The organism is Streptomyces sp. NPDC102490 (genome assembly GCF_044765285.1).
In the GTDB taxonomy this organism is placed as follows: Bacteria; Actinomycetota; Actinomycetes; order Streptomycetales; family Streptomycetaceae; genus Streptomyces.
Genome location: NZ_JBIWJU010000001.1, coordinates 684231 through 700661, shown reverse-complemented (window position 1 = coordinate 700661; position 16431 = coordinate 684231). Strand labels below are relative to the sequence as shown.

The following is a 16431-nucleotide window of genomic DNA, read 5'->3' as shown; positions in this document are numbered from 1 at the left end:
GCGTCGAGATCACCGTCACCTCGCCCGAGCAGATGCGGGAACTGGGCCGCAGGCTCGCCGGGCTGCTGCGCGCCGGTGACCTGGTGATGCTCAGCGGGGAGCTGGGCGCGGGCAAGACGACGCTGACCCGGGGGCTCGGCGAGGGCCTCGACGTGCGGGGCGCCGTGACCTCCCCGACCTTCGTGATCGCCCGCGTGCACCCGCCGCTCGGCGACGGTCCGCCGCTCGTCCACGTGGACGCCTACCGGCTGTCCGGCGGCCTGGACGAGATGGAGGACCTCGACCTCGACGTCTCCCTGTCCGACTCGGTGATCGTGGTCGAGTGGGGCGAGGGCAAGGTCGAGGAGCTGACCGAGGACCGGCTGCGGGTCCGCATCGACCGGGCCGTCGGCGACACCACCGACGAGGTGCGGCACGTGACGGTGACCGGCCTCGGCGAGCGGTGGGCCGCGGCGGACGTGCGCGTCCTCGCCGGCTGAGCCGCCCGGCGGGGCCCTTCCCGCGGGATTTCCGACAGGACGTCGGCAAAAGATTGCGCTCGGGGACGCGGGCGTGGTCACATGGTATTCAGCTCGTAGTTAGGCATGCCTTACTGCGCCCGCCCCCGAGCTTCAGGAGGCGTCCATGTCGTCCACGTCCCAGGCCCAGCCGCAGGGCCGCCCGAGGCCCCGGCCGTCCGCGCCCACCGGGGTGTCGATGCGGGACCTGCTCGCCTCCTGCGCCGCCGCGACCGCGGTCTCCACGCCGCCGCGCGCCTCCGAGCCCGAGACGCGCCGACCGGTCCGCGACCAGCGGGACCACCACGACCACCGCGAGGCCGCCTGACCCCCGCGCGCCCCGCACGCCCTCCCCGCGTCGTCAGGGGACGACGACGACCGGCCGCCCGATCGTGGCGAACGTCCACACCGCGTTGCCGTCCGCGCGCGACGTGCGGATGCCGCCGGTGGGCCGGTCCGGGTCGGGCGCGGCCGTCGAGCCGTCGACCGCCGCGCTGAACCCGATGGCCACGCCCTGGGCGCCGGCGAAGCGCACCACGTGCTCGACCGGGATGCCGTCGGACCCGGTGACCCGGTTGGACCGGGAGGTGACCGTGTAGGTGCCCGGGGTGGGATCGACCGTGCTGGGCGTGACCTCGAAGGTGCGCCGCACCTTGTTACCGGGGCCGACCAGCCACACGCGGTCGTCGTCCACCGAGTACACCACCCGTTCACCCCTTCCGGACATCGCGGGCAGGGCGTCGGGGTGCCGCCGGTCGCGCGGCGCCTTGGCGGGGCCCGGGGCGGGGCTGCTGGTCGCGCGGGTGCGGCCGAGGTCGTCCGGGGCGCCGACGGACGCCTGGTGGGCGAGGACGCCGATGGTCACGAGGGCCGCCGCGGTGAGGCCGGTGACGATACCGGCGCTGCTGCTTGCCACTGGCGACCACCTCGACGTCGTACTCGTGCGTCCTGCGTGCCGTACCTCCGGGCGACGGTAGCAGTACGTGAGCGGGTGAACGCGGTGCGCGACACGGGGTGGTCGGGTCGCGCCGGGCGAAGGCACCCGGGTTGTCCACAGGGCGTCCGGCGCGGGCCCCGCGGCGCCGTAGGCTGTTTGCGTGCTCTTGCTCGCTCTGGATACCGCCACGCCCGCCGTCACCGTCGCGCTGCACGACGGCACGGACGTCATCGCCTCGTCGAGCCAGGTCGACGCCCGTCGGCACGGTGAGCTGCTGCTGCCCGCCGTCGACCGGGTACTCGCGGAGGCCGGCCTGCGGCTCGACGCCGTCACCGGCATCGTCGCCGGCACCGGCCCCGGACCGTACACGGGGCTGCGCGTCGGCCTGATGACCGCGGACGCCTTCGGGCTCGCGCTCGGCGTGCCCGTGCACGGTGTGTGCACGCTGGACGGCCTCGCCTTCGCCGCCGACCTGGAGGGCCCCTTCGTGGTGGCGACCGACGCCCGCCGCAAGGAGGTCTACTGGGCGCGGTACGCCGACTCCCGCACCCGGCTCACCGACCCGGCCGTCGACCGGCCCGCCGACCTCGCGGACCGGGTGGCCGGGCTCCCGGCCGTCGGCGCGGGCGCGCTGCTGTACCCGGACACCTTCCCCCGGGCGCACGAGCCGGAGCACGTGTCCGCCGCCGCCCTGGCCCGGCTGGCCGCCGAGAGGCTGGCGGCGGGGGAGGAGCTGCCCGCGCCCCGGCCGCTGTACCTGCGCCGGCCCGACGCGCAGGTCCCCAAGAACTACAAGGTGGTCACCCCGAAGTGACCGAGCCAGCCACTGCCGAGTCCGCGTCCGCCGCGCTGCGCGAAATGCGCTGGTGGGACATCGACCCCGTGCTGCGCATGGAGCGGGAGCTGTTCCCGGAGGACGCCTGGTCGCGCGGGATGTTCTGGTCCGAGCTGGCGCACGCGCGCGGGCCCGGGGCGACCCGGCGCTACCTCGTCGCCGAGGAGGACGGCCACGTCGTCGGCTACGCGGGCCTGGTCACCTCCGGGGAGCAGGCCGACGTGCAGACCATCGCCGTCGCCCGCGACCACTGGGGCACCGGCCTCGGGGCGCGGCTGCTGACCGAGCTGCTGCGCGCGGCGACCGACTTCGAGTGCACCGAGGTGCTCCTGGAGTGCCGGGTGGACAACACCCGCGCCCAGCGCCTCTACGAGCGCTTCGGCTTCGAGCCCATCGGCTTCAGACGCGGCTACTACCAGCCGGGGAACGTGGACGCCCTGGTGATGCGCCTGACCGACCCGTCCACCTCCGTACCGGGAACCGAACGAGGAACCGAGAACCATGGCTGACTCACGCGACGAGCCTCTCGTACTGGGGATCGAGACCTCCTGCGACGAGACCGGCGTCGGTGTCGTGCGCGGCACCACCCTGCTGGCCGACGCGGTCGCGTCCAGCGTCGACGAGCACGCCCGCTTCGGCGGCGTCGTGCCGGAGGTGGCGAGCCGCGCCCACCTGGAGGCGATGGTGCCCACCATCGAGCGCGCCCTCAAGGAGGCGGGGGTGAGCGCCCGCGACCTCGACGGCATCGCCGTCACCGCCGGACCCGGCCTCGCGGGTGCCCTGCTGGTCGGCGTCTCGGCGGCCAAGGCGTACGCCTACGCGCTCGGCAAGCCGCTGTACGGCGTCAACCACCTCGCCTCGCACATCTGCGTCGACCAGCTCGAACACGGCGCGCTGCCCGAGCCGACGATGGCCCTGCTGGTCTCCGGCGGGCACTCCTCCCTGCTCCTGTCCACGGACATCACCTCCGACGTCCGCCCGCTGGGCGCCACCATCGACGACGCGGCCGGCGAGGCCTTCGACAAGATCGCCCGTGTGCTGAACCTGGGCTTCCCGGGCGGTCCGGTCATCGACCGGTACGCGCGCGAGGGCGACCCGGACGCGATCGCCTTCCCGCGCGGTCTGACCGGCCCGCGCGACCCGGCGTACGACTTCTCCTTCTCCGGTCTCAAGACGGCCGTGGCCCGCTGGATCGAGGCGAAGCGGGCGGCGGGGGAGGAGGTGCCGGTGCGCGACGTGTCGGCCTCCTTCCAGGAGGCGGTCGTGGACGTGCTGACCCGCAAGGCCGTGCGGGCCTGCAAGGACGAGGGCGTCGACCACCTGATGATCGGCGGCGGCGTGGCCGCCAACTCCCGGCTGCGGGCGCTGGCCCAGGAGCGCTGCGAGGCGGCCGGCATCCGGCTGCGGGTGCCGCGTCCCAAGCTGTGCACGGACAACGGCGCGATGGTCGCCGCGCTCGGCGCCGAGATGGTCGCCCGGAACCGGGCCGCCTCCGACTGGGACCTCTCGGCCGACTCCTCCCTCCCGGTGACGGACCCGCACGTGCCGGGGCAGGGCCACACGCACACGCACGACCACGTGCACGAGGTCAGCAAGGAGAACTTGTACTCGTGACCGTCGCGCTGATGTGGGAGGCGCGGGCCGTGCCCGGCCGGGGCGGGGAGCTGCTGGCCTGGGCGCGGCGGCAGGAGCTGCCGCTGCGGCCGCTGCGCCGGGAGACCCTGCGCGCCCCGCAGGACCGCGTCCTCGTCATCACCTGGTGGGACGCCGTGTACGAGGCCGAACTCCCGGAGCTGCCCGAGCCGGACGACGCTCTGGTGGCGCGGGCGGTGCACCGCTGGCGGTTCGAGTCGGTCGAGTCCGTCGAGCCAGTCGAGCCGGTCGAGTCCGTCGAGTCCGTCGAGTCCGTCGAGTCCACCGAGGGCGACGCCGCCCGGGTCGAATGATTCGGCGTCCGCTTCGAATGTTCCGAGGATGGTCGGTTCGCCGAACCCTTCGTCAGGTGGCCCCATGGGGTTACGATCGCCGCCATGACATCCCCGCAGCCCGCTGAAACCCGGACGCAAAAGCGGTCCGCCCAGACCGCGACTCTCGCCGAGATCGCGCGTGAGGCCGGCGTGTCGGCGCCGACTGTTTCGAAGGTGCTCAACGGGCGCGCCGACGTCGCCCCCTCGACCCGGGCCCGCGTCGAGGAACTGCTCCGCGTCCACGGCTACCGGCGCAGGCGGGCCGAGTCGACCCGCTCGCCCCTGATCGACCTGGTCTTCCACGAGCTGGAGAGCGCCTGGGCGATGGAGGTCATCCGCGGCGTGGAGAACGTGGCCAGGGACACCGGGCTCAGCGTCGTGCTCTCCGAGAGCGCGGGCCGCCTCACCCCCGGCCGGACCTGGGCCGACCAGGTCGCCGCCCGCCGTCCGCACGGCGTGATCCTCGTCCTGTCCGGCCTCGACGAGTCCCAGCGGGCCCTGCTCACCAGCCGCTCCATCCCGTTCGTGGTGATGGACCCGGCCGGCGACCCGGGCGCCGACGTGCCGTCCATCGGCGCCACCAACTGGCAGGGCGGCCTCGCCGCCACCCGGCACCTGGTCGACCTCGGCCACACCCGCATCGGCGCCATCAGCGGACCCACCCGCATGATGTGCAGCCGCGCCCGCGTCGACGGCTACCGGGCGGCCCTGGAGACGGCGGGGCTGCCGGTCGACCCCGGCCTGATCGTGACCGGCGACTTCCACCACGAGGCCGGCTACCGGCAGGGCCTGGAACTGCTGCGCCGCCCGGACCGCCCGACCGCCGTCTTCGCCGGCAACGACCTCCAGGCGCTCGGCCTGTACGAGGCCGCCCGCGAACTGGGGCTGCGCATCCCGCACGACCTGAGCGTGGTCGGGTTCGACGACCTGCCGGTGGCCCGCTGGGTGGGGCCGCCGCTGACGACCGTACGGCAGCCGCTGATGGAGATGGCCGAGGCGGCGGCCCGGCTCGTCCTGGACCTCGGACGGGACGACGGCTCCTCGACGGCGACCCGCGTGGAGCTGGCCACCAGCCTGGAGGTGCGCAGCAGCACGGCGCCGCCCCGGCAGGAATGAGCCGCGAGTCTGAGAATTTCCGCAGAAGCCCGATTCACCTGTTCCAGTTTCAATAATTCGGACTTATGTTCCTTCCGGCGGGGCATCCGGGCGGGGACGCGACGGGACGGGCGGGGCGGGGGCTGACGCATGGCGGCAGGGGGCGGACAGGACGGCCGGAGCGGCCACCGCAAAGGGCTGAAGGTGGCCGGCCTGGCCCTGGCCGGTTCCCTGCTGCTGGGCGCCGGGGCGGCGGGCTGGGCCTACTGGCACCTGAACGGCAACATCCAGAGCGTCGACATCGACAGCGCGCTCGGGGACGACCGCCCCGCGCGGCCGGTCACCGCCCCCTCCGCCGCGGGCTCCGCGTCCCCGGTGCCCACCGGCGCCCTGAACATCCTGGTCCTCGGCTCCGACTCGCGCGGCGGCGAGGAGAACCGGGAACTCGGCGGCGGCGACAGCGGGGGCGCCCGCTCGGACACGGCGATGGTCGTCCACCTCGACGCGGGCCGCACCGCCGCCACCGTCGTCAGCATCCCGCGGGACACGCTCGTCGAGCGGCCCTCCTGCCCGCTGCCCTCCGGCGGTACGACCAGGGCGGCACGCAGCGCGATGTTCAACACGGCCTACGAACTGGGCGGGCCGGTCTGCGCCGTGAAGACCGTCGAGTCACTCACCGGGGTCCGCATGGACCACTACGTCGAGGTCGACTTCTCCGGCTTCGCCGACCTGGTCGACGCGCTCGGCGGGGTCACCGTCACCACGGACGCCGACATCGACGACGACAAGAGCCACCTGCACCTGGAGGCCGGCACCCACCGCCTCGACGGCACCGAGGCCCTCGGCCTGGCCCGCACCCGGTACGGGCTGGCGGGCGGCAGCGACCTCGCCCGGATAGAGCTCCAGCACAAGCTCGTCAAGGCGCTGCTCGAGCAGATCTCCGCCACCGACCTGCTCACCGACCCCGCACGCCTCTACCAGGTCGCCGACGCCCTCACCGGCAGCCTCACCACCGACACCGGCCTGGACTCGCTGGGCGAGCTGACGGACCTGGGCCGCAGCCTCGGGAACCTGGACGCGGCCGCCGTACGCACGCTGACGATGCCGGTGGTGCCCGCGCCCTTCGACCCCAACCGGGTGGTGGCCGACCAGCCGGACGCCGCCGACCTGTGGAAAACGCTGCGCTGAGAAGCTCCCGAAAAAATTCCGGGGGAATCCCGCCGCGGGTGTCGATCCACGGCTCTCCCGTCCGACGCAAGGGGTGAGAGGCCGGGGAGGAACCCCGGCCGCCGACCACCCCGAGGAGTCACCATGCCCCGCTACCTGTCGCTGATCCGCATCGAGGAGTCCGACGCCCTGTCCGGCGGTCCCAGCCCCGAGCTGATCCAGCGGATGGAGAAGCTGATGGAGGAGATGACCAAGGCGGGCGTCCTGCTCGACACGGCCGGGCTGACGCCCACCTCCCAGGGCACCCGCGTCCACTACGAGGGCGGAGAGCTCTCCGTCACTGACGGGCCCTTCACCGAGACCAAGGAGGTCATCGGCGGCTACTCCCTCCTCCAGGCCAAGGACCAGGCCGAGGCGGTCGAGTGGGCCAAGCGCTTCCTGAAGGTGCACGAGGACTACTGGACGGTGACCTGCGAGGTGCGGGAGCTGATGGAGGGCTGAGCCGACGGAGGGCGGGCCGCGTCCCGTTTTGCCCCGGCGCCCCGAGGGTGTTGCATGGTGGGCTGTGGAACCGCAGCCCACCGCCGCCCTCGAAACCGTCTTCCGGCTGGAGTCGCCCCGCGTCATCGCCGGCGTGGCCCGGCTCGTCCGGGACGTCGGCATCGCCGAGGAACTCACCCAGGACGCCCTGGTCGCCGCCCTGGAGCAGTGGCCCCGGGACGGCGTGCCCGACAACCCGGGCGCCTGGCTCATGACCACCGCCCGCCGCCGCGCCGTCGACCTGATCCGGCGCCGGGAGACCTACGCCCGCAAGCTCGCGGAGATCGGCCGGGACCTGCCCGCCTCGGCGCCCCCGCCCGAGGAGCCCGCCGACCCCGAGGACATCGACGACGACCTGCTCCGACTGGTCTTCACCGCCTGCCACCCGGTGCTGTCCGCCGAGGCCCGCATCGCCCTCACGCTCCGCCTGCTCGGCGGTCTGACCACGCCGGAGATCGCCCGCGCCTGCCTCGTCCCCGAACCGACGGTCGCCCAGCGCATCGTGCGCGCCAAACGCACCCTGGCCAGGAAGAACATCGCCTTCGAGGTGCCGTACGGCCCCGACCGCGCGGCCCGCCTCGGCTCGGTCCTGGAGGTCATCTACCTGATCTTCAACGAGGGTTACGCGGCCACCGCCGGCGACGACTGGCTCCGCCCCGCCCTGTGCGAGGACGCCCTGCGCCTGGCCCGCGTCCTGTCCGCCCTGATGCCGAAGGAACCCGAGGTCCACGGCCTGACGGCGCTGCTGGAGTTCCAGTCCTCCCGCACCGCCGCCCGCACCGGCCCCGACGGCGAGCCGGTGCTGCTGAAGGACCAGAACCGCCACCGCTGGAACCGCCTGCTCATCGCCCGCGGCATCACCGCCCTCGACCACGCCCGCGCCACCACCGGCTCCGGCGCCCCGGGCCCGTACGTCCTCCAGGCCGCGATCGCCGCCTGCCACGCGACGGCCTACACGTACGAGGAGACCGACTGGCCCCGCATCGCCGCGCTCTACGGCCTGCTCGCGGCCCGCGCCCCGTCCCCGGTCGTCGAACTCAACCGCGCGGTCGCCGTCTCCATGGCCGAGGGCCCCGCCCCCGCCCTGGCCCTCGTCGACGCCCTCGCCGCCGAACCCGCCCTGCGCGGGTACCACCTGCTCCCCAGCGTCCGCGGCGACCTCCTGCTCCGCCTGGGCCGCGGGGCCGAGGCCCGCACCGAGTTCGAACGGGCCGCGTCCCTGACCCGCAACGCCCGCGAACACGCCCTCCTGCTGCGCCGCGCCCGGGAGGCGGCCGGCTAGCCCGCCGGATGCCCGATCAGCATCGTCGGCGCCCCCGCGACCCGGGTCAGGAACACGGTCGCGGCGTTCGGCCCCTGCGGCCTGACCTTCCTGCGCAGTTCCTCCGGCTCCACCGCCGAGCCCCGCTTCTTCACGGTCAGCGTGCCGACCCCGCGCTCCCGCAGCAGCGCCTTCAGCTTCTTGACGTTGAACGGGAGTTGATCGGTGATCTCGTAGGCGGTGGCGTACGGCGTGCGGTGCCGTTCGTCGGCGGCGACGTAGGCGATGGTCGGGTCGATCAGCCCGCCCCCCACCTCCTCGGCCACCTCGGCGACCAGGTGGGCGCGGATGACGGCGCCGTCCGGCTCGTAGAGGTACCTCCCGACCGGCCGCACCCCGGGGTCCGGGAGCATGGTCTCGGGGGTCACGCGGAGCCCCGCCACGGCGGGCAGCAGCGTCGCCCGCCGCGCCCCCGGCGTCACGTCCCGGCCGAACCACAGCATGGCCTCCTTGACGTCCCCGCCGTCCGAGACCCACTCGGCCGTCGCCTCCGGGGGGATCGCCTCGTGCGGAATGCCGGGCGCGATCTTCAGCAGGCCGACCGGTGCCCCGAGCGCGGCGGACACGGCCCAGGACAGGGGCGGGGAGTACGCCTCCGGGTCGAAGATCCGGCCGCGTCGGGAGGAGCGCCGGGCGGGGTCGACGAACACGGCGTCGTACCCGGCCGTGTCCACCTCCGTCACGTCGGCCTCGCGCACCTCGATCAGGCCGGCGAGACCGAGCGCGTCGGCGTTGGCGCGGGCCGCCGCCGCGGTGACCGGGTCGCGGTCGACGGCGAGCACCCGGATCCCGGCCCGGGCGAACGCGATCGCGTCACCGCCGATCCCGCAGCACAGGTCGGCCACCGACCGCACCCCGAGCGCCCGCAGGCACTCCGCCCGGTACGCCGCCACACTCGCCCGGGTCGACTGCTCGACCCCGTTGGGCGTGAAGAGCATCCGCCCGGCGTCCTCGGCCCCGAACTTCGCCACCGCGCGCTGCCGCAGCCGCGCCTGCCCGAGCGCCGCCGACACCAGCCCGGCGGGATGCGTGCGCCGCAGTCGGGTCGCGACCGCCAACTCCCGCGCGGGGTCGGTGTCGCGCACCTCGTCGAGGAGCGCGCGGCCTTCGGGGGCGAGCAGGGCGAGGAGGGAGTCCAGGTCGTTCACCGACTCATTGTGGGCCAGTCGGTGGATGGTGTGCCTCCGGCGCGGTGTCGGGCCGGGTTCGGCGGCGGGGGACTGCGAGGATCCGGCACCATGCGAGCAGTCGTACAAAATGACAAAAGTCGGGCGTCGCGTCGCGTGTCCCGGGCGCCTCGTGTCACCGCCGTCCTCGCCGTCGCCGCCCTCGCCGCCGGCTGCGCGCAGGGCGACGACCAGGCGGTGCGGGGCGCCGCCGGCCAGCAGGCACCCCCGGCCCGCGCGGTCGACGGCGCGGCCAAGGCGCGCGAGGCCCGGGCCGCCCTGGTCGCCGCCGCCAAGCGCTGGAACCTCGAGAAGGTCCCGCTCACCGCCCCCGCGCCTCCCGGGAAGAAGCCGGAGATCAAGGCCCGCGAGGGCTTCGAGGTCGACGGCCAGGAGGAGGACGGCCTCCCGCCGGTCTTCACCACGGTCCCCACCAAGGAGAAGATCGTCTTCCTCACGATCGACGACGGCGCCGAGAAGGACCCGGCGTTCCTGAGGATGATGAGCGAGCTGAAGATCCCGTACACCGTCTTCCTCACCGACGAGGAGATCAAGGACGACTACGGCTACTTCAAGGAGATGCAGGCCCGCGGCGTCACCCTCAACAACCACACCCTGAGCCACCCCTACCTCCCCGCGCTCTCCTACGAGGAGCAGAAGCAGGAGATCTGCGGCATGCAGGACGTGATGGAGAAGCGCTACGGCAAGCGCCCCGTCCTCTTCCGCCCGCCCTTCGGCAACTACGACGGCGACACCCTGCGCGCCGCCAAGTCCTGCGGCATCGAGTACGCCCCGATCTGGAGCGAGGAGGTGTACGTCGACCACTGGGAGTACCGCGAGTGGGACCAGGACCTGCACCCCGGCGACATCGTCCTCACCCACTTCCGGGGCACCGACGACTGGGACGGCACGATGACCGACATGGTCCGCCGCTTCCTGGACCGGATCACCGCCGACGGGTACGCGGTGGCCCGCCTGGAGGACTACCTGTGAGGCGAGGGCGGTTCCGACCGGCCGGCGCCGTCCTGGCCGCCCTGCTGCTCCCGCTCGCCGCCTGCGACCGACCCGCCGCCCCCGCCGGACCCGCGGCGGCGGCCGGCGACCCCGCCCAGGACGCCGACCAGGGACGGCGGCTGCCCCCGGTCGTGGACCACGTCCGCACCGACGACCCGGTCGTCTTCCTCACCTACGACGACAGCGCCGAGCGCGACCCCGCCTTCGCCGGCCTGGTCCGCGAACGGCACCTCCCGGTCACCCTGTTCCTCACCGACACCGTCGCCGGACCGGCGTACGGCGACTTCGCCCGGCTGCGCCCGTTCGGCGCGAGCCTCCAGAACCACACCCTCGACCACCGCTCCCTGCGCGGCCTGCCGTATGCCGGGCAGCGCGCCGAGATCTGCGGCCAGCAGACCAAGCTCAGGTCGCGCTTCGGCGCCCGCGCCCACCTCTTCCGCCCGCCGCACGGCACGTACGACACCACGACCCTGCGCGCCGCCGCCGACTGCGGCATCACGGCCCTCGTCCTGTGGCGCGCCACCCTCGACGCCGAGGGCGCCCTCACCTACACCCGCGGCGACCACCGCCTCCACCCCGGCGACATCATCGCCGTCGCCCCGGACCACCCGACGGCCACCGACCTGACGGCCCGCACGGAACGTCTGCTGCGGACGATCGAGGGGCGGGGACTGAGGGTGGGCAACTTGGAAAAGTACTTGTGATTACAGCCCGTCCGGCGTTTGAGGACGAGGCCGTCCAGGCCGAAAGCGGGGTCTGGGGGCGCAGCCCCCAGGGAGCCCGGCACCGACGCGGGGTGCCCTCACGGACCGGCGTTCACACCAAAAACCCCGCCGACGCGCCGCCGGCATTGGCACTCCGCTTGACCGAGTGCTAATCGCGGTCATAGTCTCGGGTCTGGCACTCCCCACCGGAGAGTGCCAACACAGCGACGGGCAGGTCCGGCACCCGCGACGACGGATCGACCTGGTCGCCACCTCAGACAGTTAACCCCGTGAGATCTCCGAAGGGGGAGGTCGGATCGTGACGACCGCCAGCTCCAAGGTTGCCATCAAGCCGCTCGAGGACCGCATTGTGGTCCAGCCGCTCGACGCCGAGCAGACCACGGCTTCGGGCCTGGTCATTCCGGACACCGCCAAGGAGAAGCCCCAGGAGGGCGTCGTCCTGGCCGTGGGCCCGGGCCGCTTCGAGGACGGCAACCGTCTTCCGCTCGACGTCAGCGTCGGCGACGTCGTGCTCTACAGCAAGTACGGCGGCACCGAGGTGAAGTACAACGGCGAGGAGTACCTCGTCCTCTCGGCCCGCGACGTGCTCGCGATCGTCGAGAAGTAGAAGTAGCACCTCACTTCACCGAAGCACCTTGCTTTCCAGCTGCGCCCCTGGCTCCCGCGACCATAAAAAGCCGGGCGTCGGGGGCGCAGTTGCCGTATAACCCCAAGATTTCCGGAAGAGGGCTCACGCTCCCATGGCGAAGATCCTGAAGTTCGACGAGGACGCCCGTCGCGCCCTCGAGCGCGGCGTCAACAAGCTCGCCGACACCGTGAAGGTGACGATCGGCCCCAAGGGCCGCAACGTCGTCATCGACAAGAAGTTCGGCGCCCCCACCATCACCAACGACGGCGTCACCATCGCCCGCGAGGTCGAGATCGAGGACCCGTACGAGAACCTCGGCGCCCAGCTGGTGAAGGAGGTGGCGACCAAGACCAACGACATCGCGGGTGACGGCACCACCACCGCCACCGTGCTCGCCCAGGCGCTGGTGCGCGAGGGCCTGAAGAACGTCGCCGCCGGTGCCTCCCCGGCGCTGCTGAAGAAGGGCATCGACGCGGCCGTCGCAGCCGTGTCGGAAGACCTTCTCGCCACCGCCCGCCCGATCGACGAGAAGTCCGACATCGCCGCCGTGGCCGCGCTGTCCGCCCAGGACCAGCAGGTCGGCGAGCTGATCGCCGAGGCGATGGACAAGGTCGGCAAGGACGGTGTCATCACCGTCGAGGAGTCCAACACCTTCGGTCTGGAGCTGGACTTCACCGAGGGCATGGCCTTCGACAAGGGCTACCTGTCGCCGTACTTCGTGACGGACCAGGAGCGCATGGAGGCCGTCCTCGACGACCCGTACATCCTGATCAACCAGGGCAAGATCTCCTCCATCGCGGACCTGCTGCCGCTGCTGGAGAAGGTCATCCAGGCCAACGCCTCCAAGCCGCTGCTGATCATCGCCGAGGACCTGGAGGGCGAGGCGCTCTCCACCCTCGTCGTCAACAAGATCCGCGGCACCTTCAACGCGGTGGCCGTCAAGGCGCCCGGCTTCGGCGACCGCCGCAAGGCGATGCTCCAGGACATGGCCGTCCTCACCGGCGCCACGGTCATCTCCGAGGAGGTCGGCCTCAAGCTCGACCAGGTCGGCCTGGACGTGCTCGGCACCGCCCGCCGCATCACCGTCACCAAGGACGACACCACCATCGTCGACGGTGCCGGCAAGCGCGACGAGGTCGAGGGCCGCATCAACCAGATCAAGGCCGAGATCGAGTCCACGGACTCCGACTGGGACCGCGAGAAGCTCCAGGAGCGCCTCGCGAAGCTGGCCGGCGGCGTGTGCGTGATCAAGGTCGGCGCCGCCACCGAGGTGGAGCTGAAGGAGCGCAAGCACCGTCTGGAGGACGCCATCTCCGCGACCCGCGCCGCGGTCGAGGAGGGCATCGTCTCCGGTGGTGGCTCCGCGCTGGTCCACGCCGTCAAGGTCCTCGAGGGCAACCTCGGCAAGACCGGCGACGAGGCCACCGGTGTCGCGGTCGTCCGCCGCGCCGCCGTCGAGCCGCTGCGCTGGATCGCCGAGAACGCCGGCCTGGAGGGTTACGTCATCACCTCCAAGGTCGCCGAGCTCGACAAGGGCCAGGGCTTCAACGCCGCCACCGGCGAGTACGGCGACCTGGTCAAGGCCGGCGTCATCGACCCGGTGAAGGTCACCCGCTCCGCCCTGGAGAACGCCGCCTCCATCGCCTCCCTCCTGCTGACGACCGAGACCCTGGTCGTCGAGAAGAAGGAAGAGGAAGAGCCGGCCGCCGCAGGCCACGGCCACGGCCACTCCCACTGAGCGCTGCGCTGAGCCTTACGGTGCCCGGTCCCCTGCGGGGGGCCGGGCACCGTTGCTTCGGTGGCGCCGGTGTCGGGGACGCGTCTGGCCCGTCGGGTTCGTTGCCGGGTGCGGTGCCGCTGTGGCTGGTCGCGCAGTTCCCCGCGCCCCTTGGGGGTGCTTCCCCTGACGAGCCTCAGTGAGCAGGCAAGCGGGGGCAGCGGCTCTCCCTTCTACTGCGGCCCGTACTTTCGTCCCGTGCGTGAGGTGATTCCGCCCAGCAGGCCCCGCGGTACCAGCTTCGCCGCGCCCATCAGGGTCTTGTAGCGGGGGTCGGGGATCGACAGGGACTTGCCGCGCGACAGGTCGGCGAGGGCCGCGGCGACGACGTTGTCCGCGTCGAGCCACATCCAGTTCGGGATGTTGTCCGTGCCCATGCCGGCCCGCTCGTGGAACTCGGTGCGCACGAAGCCGGGGGCCAGGGCCATCAGGCGTACGCCGCTGCCGGCCAGGTCCTTCGCCACGCCCTGGGTGAACTGGACGACCCAGGCCTTGGAGGCGCCGTAGGTGCCGCGCGGGACGAAGGCGGCGACGGAGGCCACGTTGACGACGCCGCCGCGGCCCCGTTCCCGCATCGCCTCCACCGCCGCCGAGGTCAGCCGGAGCACCGCCTCGCAGTGCACCTTGAGCATGGTCAGCTCGTCGGCCATCGGCACGTCGAGGAAACGGCCTTTGTTGCCGAAACCGGCGTTGTTGACCAGCAGGTCGACGGGGCTCCTGCGGTCCCCGAGCCGGGCGGCCACCGCGTCGATGCCGGCGTCCGTCGACAGGTCCGCCGTGAGCACCTCCGCCTCGATGCCGTGCCGGTCGTGCAGTTCGGTGGCCTGTTCGCGCAGTCGCTTGGTGTCGCGGGCCACCAGCACCAGGTTGTGTCCGTCGGCCGCCAGCCGACGCGCGAACGCGGCACCGAGGCCCGCCGTCGATCCCGTAATCAATGCCGTTGTCATGGCGCAAGGTTAGGGCGCGGGATCACGGGGGCGGACCGAGCACCTCCGCCTCGCTCAGCCGCCGTACTGCGCCACGTACTTCCGAGCCGACGCCAGCGCCTCCGGGTGCAGCGCGTCGCCCGCCGCGAGCAGCCGGGGGAGCAGCTCGCGCTGGGTGGTCACCGCGCGGAACTGCAGGGCCACCGTCACCTCGTGGGCGGGCCGGTGCACGATCCGCACCGGGTCGCCCGCGCGGATCTCACCGGGTTCGAGTACCCGGAAGTAGGCACCCGGCGCGCCCTTCTCCGTGAAGCGCTTCACCCAGCGCGGTTCACCCAGGTGGCCCTGGAAGGTGCGGCAGGGGATGCGTCCGGACGTGACTTCCAGGAGCAGCTCCGGGCCGACCCGCCAGCGCTCGCCGATGAGGGCACCGGAGAGGTCCAGCCCGGTGGTGGTGAGGTTCTCGCCGAACGAGCCGTTCGGCAGCTCGCGGCCCAGCTCGCGCTCCCAGGCGTCCAGGTCCTCGCGCGCCATCGCGTACACCGCCTGGTCGTCGCCGCCGTGGTGCCGCGTGTCGCAGACGGTGTCGCCGGCCAGGCCGCTCGCCCCGAAGCCCTTCGCGCCGGGCGCCGCGACCCGCACCGGGCCGTCGGCCGGCCGCTTGTCGATGCCGGTGACGCCCTCGGGCTGGTCCGTGTACGGCACCGCCTTCGCGCGACCCAGGTTGACGGACAGGAGCCTCATGGCGGGAAGGTGCATGCGAGAACGGTAGGACATGCGCGGTCAAAGCGGCGACGCAATATTCGTCGTCCGGTCAAAGGGGCGCTTATCCTCGGGGATGTGATCGAGGCTCGACATCTCCGCGTACTGCGCGCCGTGGCATCCACCGGTTCCTTCTCCGCCGCGGGGCGCGAGCTGGGCTGCACCCAGCCCGCCGTCAGCCAGCAGATGAAGGCCCTGGAGTCCTCCGTCGGTACCCCGCTGCTGGTGCGCACCGGGCGCGAGATGCGGCTGACCCAGGCCGGAGAGGCGCTGGTGCGGCATGCCGCCGGGATCATCGCCGGGCTGACGGCGGCCGAGGAGGAGGTCGCCGCGATCGCCGGGCTGCGCGCCGGACGGGTGCGGCTGGTCTCCTTCCCCAGCGGCAGCTCCACCCTCGTACCGACCGCCCTGGCCGCGCTGCGCGCCGCGCACCCCGGCACCCGGGTGTCCCTGGAGGAGGCCGAGCCGCCCAAGTCCGTCGAGCTGCTGCGCGAGGGTGACTGCGACGTGGCGCTGGCCTTCCGCTACGAGGGCGCGGCCGGCGCCGAGGAGTGGGACGACCTGGTCGTACGGCCGCTGCTGACCGACCGGCTGGTGGCGCTGGTTCCCGAGGAGCACCGGCTCGCCCGTACGGAAGGGGTCGGGTCCGTGGCCATCGGGGAGCTGGCCCGGGAGTCCTGGATCGCGGGCTGCCCGCGCTGTCGCGGCCAGCTGGTCGAGGTGTGCGAGGGGGCCGGTTTCATCCCCCGTATCGACTTCGCGACCGACGACTACCCGGCGGTGGTCGGTCTGGTCGGCGCGGGTCTCGGAGTGGCCGTCCTGCCCCAGCTCGCCGTCGAGTCCGTACGGCCCAGGGGAGTGCGGACGGTCGCGCTGGAGCCGGCCGTGCGGCGGGAGATCGTCGCGCTCACGCTGCCCGACCTGGCGCAGGTGCCGGCCGTGACGGCCACGCTGGACGAGCTGGCCCGGGCGGGCGCGCGCCTGTCGGCCGCGCGCTGACCGCGTCGGGGAGTCCTGCGGGGGTCCTTGAGGGGCCTTCGTCGCCTTCTTCCAGAGACTTCCTCCAGAGACTTC

At 73.0% G+C, this 16431-nt stretch carries 18 protein-coding genes and 1 pseudogene; 15 read left to right on the top strand and 4 right to left on the bottom strand.

All coding sequences use genetic code 11. From position 1 onward, the window contains the following. Positions 1 to 8: 8 nt before the first annotated feature. Together tsaE and ACIRGB_RS03175 are read left to right on the top strand one after the other, a co-directional pair. Complete coding sequence (tsaE, locus tag ACIRGB_RS03180) at positions 9 to 479, top strand: tRNA (adenosine(37)-N6)-threonylcarbamoyltransferase complex ATPase subunit type 1 TsaE (protein ID WP_403858201.1); 471 nt, start codon at positions 9 to 11, stop codon at positions 477 to 479. A 145-nt stretch (positions 480 to 624) separates the two neighbouring features. After that, positions 625 to 825, top strand: coding sequence for a hypothetical protein (locus ACIRGB_RS03175; RefSeq protein ID WP_403858108.1), 201 nt, complete (start codon positions 625 to 627; stop codon positions 823 to 825). Positions 826 to 858: 33 nt separating this feature from the next. Here the strand turns inward: ACIRGB_RS03175 and ACIRGB_RS03170 are convergent, their stop codons facing one another. Beyond that, positions 859 to 1413: a hypothetical protein gene (locus ACIRGB_RS03170; RefSeq protein ID WP_403858106.1), complete on the bottom strand. Its 555-nt coding sequence runs from the start codon at positions 1411 to 1413 to the stop codon at positions 859 to 861. Positions 1414 to 1594: 181 nt separating this feature from the next. Here ACIRGB_RS03170 and tsaB point away from each other — a divergent pair, with 181 nt between their 5' ends. The 8 genes and pseudogenes from tsaB (at position 1595) to ACIRGB_RS03130 (ending at position 8320) form a co-directional block, all read left to right on the top strand. Next, entirely contained in the window at positions 1595 to 2248 is a 654-nt protein-coding gene (gene tsaB / locus ACIRGB_RS03165) for a tRNA (adenosine(37)-N6)-threonylcarbamoyltransferase complex dimerization subunit type 1 TsaB (protein ID WP_403858104.1), read from the top strand. Beyond that, positions 2245 to 2778 (top strand): ribosomal protein S18-alanine N-acetyltransferase, encoded by a 534-nt coding sequence (rimI, locus tag ACIRGB_RS03160; RefSeq protein ID WP_076975875.1) that lies wholly within the window; start codon positions 2245 to 2247, stop codon positions 2776 to 2778. Before tsaB ends, rimI begins: the two co-directional genes overlap by 4 nt. After that, complete coding sequence (gene tsaD / locus ACIRGB_RS03155; RefSeq protein ID WP_403858102.1) at positions 2771 to 3883, top strand: tRNA (adenosine(37)-N6)-threonylcarbamoyltransferase complex transferase subunit TsaD; 1113 nt, start codon at positions 2771 to 2773, stop codon at positions 3881 to 3883. The genes rimI and tsaD overlap by 8 nt, the downstream gene beginning before the upstream one ends. After that, positions 3880 to 4128 (top strand): annotated as a pseudogene (locus ACIRGB_RS03150) (hypothetical protein); the annotation flags it as partial. The gene tsaD and the pseudogene ACIRGB_RS03150, both read left to right, overlap by 4 nt. A 171-nt stretch (positions 4129 to 4299) precedes the next feature. Continuing rightward, on the top strand, positions 4300 to 5352 hold the full coding sequence (locus tag ACIRGB_RS03145; protein WP_403858100.1) for a LacI family DNA-binding transcriptional regulator: 1053 nt from the start codon (positions 4300 to 4302) through the stop codon (positions 5350 to 5352). A gap of 129 nt (positions 5353 to 5481) precedes the next feature. Then, positions 5482 to 6519 carry an LCP family protein gene (locus tag ACIRGB_RS03140; RefSeq protein WP_403858098.1) on the top strand — a complete coding sequence of 346 codons (1038 nt, stop codon included), beginning with the start codon at positions 5482 to 5484 and terminating at the stop codon, positions 6517 to 6519. Positions 6520 to 6642: 123 nt separating this feature from the next. After that, entirely contained in the window at positions 6643 to 6999 is a 357-nt protein-coding gene (locus ACIRGB_RS03135) for a YciI family protein (RefSeq protein ID WP_403858096.1), read from the top strand. Positions 7000 to 7063: 64 nt separating this feature from the next. Further along, positions 7064 to 8320 carry an RNA polymerase sigma factor gene (locus ACIRGB_RS03130; protein WP_403858094.1) on the top strand — a complete coding sequence of 419 codons (1257 nt, stop codon included), beginning with the start codon at positions 7064 to 7066 and terminating at the stop codon, positions 8318 to 8320. Here the strand turns inward: ACIRGB_RS03130 and ACIRGB_RS03125 are convergent. Continuing rightward, positions 8317 to 9507 (bottom strand): methyltransferase domain-containing protein, encoded by a 1191-nt coding sequence (locus tag ACIRGB_RS03125; RefSeq protein ID WP_403858092.1) that lies wholly within the window; start codon positions 9505 to 9507, stop codon positions 8317 to 8319. The genes ACIRGB_RS03130 and ACIRGB_RS03125 overlap by 4 nt on opposite strands. Before the next feature lie 90 nt (positions 9508 to 9597). On the opposite strand from ACIRGB_RS03125, the gene ACIRGB_RS03120 reads away from it, so the two are divergent. From ACIRGB_RS03120 to groL, 4 genes are all read left to right on the top strand, one after another. Further along, complete coding sequence (locus tag ACIRGB_RS03120) at positions 9598 to 10518, top strand: polysaccharide deacetylase family protein (protein WP_403858090.1); 921 nt, start codon at positions 9598 to 9600, stop codon at positions 10516 to 10518. Continuing rightward, on the top strand, positions 10515 to 11243 hold the full coding sequence (locus tag ACIRGB_RS03115; RefSeq protein WP_403858088.1) for a polysaccharide deacetylase family protein: 729 nt from the start codon (positions 10515 to 10517) through the stop codon (positions 11241 to 11243). Before ACIRGB_RS03120 ends, ACIRGB_RS03115 begins: the two co-directional genes overlap by 4 nt. A gap of 319 nt (positions 11244 to 11562) precedes the next feature. Then, positions 11563 to 11871 carry a co-chaperone GroES gene (groES, locus tag ACIRGB_RS03110; protein WP_019329594.1) on the top strand — a complete coding sequence of 103 codons (309 nt, stop codon included), beginning with the start codon at positions 11563 to 11565 and terminating at the stop codon, positions 11869 to 11871. Between the two features lie 133 nt (positions 11872 to 12004). Further along, complete coding sequence (gene groL / locus ACIRGB_RS03105; RefSeq protein ID WP_059300056.1) at positions 12005 to 13630, top strand: chaperonin GroEL; 1626 nt, start codon at positions 12005 to 12007, stop codon at positions 13628 to 13630. A gap of 212 nt (positions 13631 to 13842) precedes the next feature. Here the strand turns inward: groL and ACIRGB_RS03100 are convergent, their stop codons facing one another. Both ACIRGB_RS03100 and ACIRGB_RS03095 read right to left on the bottom strand, forming a co-directional pair. Then, entirely contained in the window at positions 13843 to 14616 is a 774-nt protein-coding gene (locus ACIRGB_RS03100; protein WP_403858085.1) for an SDR family NAD(P)-dependent oxidoreductase, read from the bottom strand. 54 nt (positions 14617 to 14670) lie between these two features. Beyond that, a complete protein-coding gene (locus ACIRGB_RS03095) occupies positions 14671 to 15339 on the bottom strand; it encodes an MOSC domain-containing protein (protein ID WP_403858083.1) in 669 nt (222 codons plus the stop codon). Positions 15340 to 15435: 96 nt separating this feature from the next. Here ACIRGB_RS03095 and ACIRGB_RS03090 point away from each other — a divergent pair, with 96 nt between their 5' ends. Then, on the top strand, positions 15436 to 16356 hold the full coding sequence (locus ACIRGB_RS03090; RefSeq protein ID WP_403858081.1) for a LysR family transcriptional regulator: 921 nt from the start codon (positions 15436 to 15438) through the stop codon (positions 16354 to 16356). Positions 16357 to 16431: the final 75 nt, after the last annotated feature.